The organism is Rhizobacter sp. P3_B12 (genome assembly GCF_056402895.1).
Genome location: NZ_JBFUGN010001383.1, coordinates 1 through 1,246, shown reverse-complemented (window position 1 = coordinate 1,246; position 1,246 = coordinate 1). Strand labels below are relative to the sequence as shown.

Annotated in this window: 2 protein-coding genes; both read right to left on the bottom strand. The window is 74.6% G+C overall.

Annotated elements, in window-relative coordinates:
• The coding region (locus AC1D01_RS35435; protein WP_477874312.1) for a sensor histidine kinase N-terminal domain-containing protein at positions 1–708 on the bottom strand (708 nt) is incomplete at its 3' end.
• Positions 705–1,246 (bottom strand): winged helix-turn-helix domain-containing protein (locus AC1D01_RS35430; protein ID WP_477874310.1); only part of this gene is annotated, 542 nt, incomplete at its 5' end. The genes AC1D01_RS35435 and AC1D01_RS35430, both read right to left, overlap by 4 nt.

Sequence of the window (1,246 nt, the reverse complement as noted above, 5' to 3'; positions counted from 1 at the left end):
GCGCAGCCGCCCGAACAGCTCGTTCAGGGCCAGCACGAACGGCGCCACCTCGCGCGGCACGGTGGCCGGCTCGATCGGCTCCAGGCGTTGCAGCGAGCGCGCTCCGATCTCGACCGACGCGCGCTGCAGCGGCCGCAGGCCGCGCCGCACCGCCACCACCGCCAGCAGGCCGAGCGACAGCGCCAGCAGCACCGAGGCGGCCAGCGCGGCCAGGGCGACCGCGCGTTCGGCATCCTGGCGCTTGCCGAGCGATTCGGCGACCAGCACCGTGCAGATCTGCGTCGACGAGCCGCAGCGGGCACCGAAGGCGGCCGCGCGCATCGGCCGGCCGTGCAGCGTGTCGTCGAAGAAGCGCCACTCGCCGGCGCGCAGTRCCGGGGCGTGCGCGAGCAGCGCGGCATCGCCACCGAGCGGCCGGCCCTGGGGGTCGCCGACGACGAAGGCCACGTTGTCGACCAGGTCCGCGCGCAGTGCGCGCAAGGTCTGGTTGCTCAGCGGCAGCGTGGCCTGCCCGTCGCGCATCTCGAGGATGTTGGTCAGCGCGACCGCGGTGTCGGTCAGCGCGCGGTCCAGGCCGTCGAGCGCGGGGCGCACGGCGAGCGCATAGACCAGGGCCGCCGCCAGCGGCACGAGCGCCACCAGCGGCAGGATCAGCCACATCAGCAGCGTGCGCTGCAGGCTGTGGGCGGGAGCGGTGCGGGCCGTCATGGTTCATCTCCGGTGTCGAGCAGGTAGCCCAGCCCGCGCACGGTGCGCAGGCGCACGCCGGCGGGCTCGATCTTCGTGCGCAGGCGCGACACCAGCAGGTCCAGCGCGTTGTCCGAGGTGGCACCGCTCCAGCCCGGCACCAGCGCGACCAGCTGCTCGCGCGGCACGACACGGCCGGCCTTCAGCATCAGGTACTGCAGCACGTCGCACTCGCGGCGCGAGAGCTTCACCGCCTCGTCGCCCAGCCAGGCGCGCAACTCGCGCGGGTCGAAGCGCAGCCGGCCGACCGCCAGCACTTCGGCCAGCCGGTTCTCGTGGCGGCGGGCGAGGGCGCGCAGCCGCGCCACCAGCTCGACCGGCGCGAACGGCTTGACGAGGTAGTCGTCGGCGCCGACCTCGAGCCCGTGCACGCGCTCCGCGACGGTGTCGCGCGCCGTCAGCATCAGCACCGGCAGCTTCGAGCCCTGCGCACGCACGCGGCGCAGCGTCTCGATGCCGTCGATGCCGGGCAGGCCGATGTCGAGGATCAGCGCGTCGT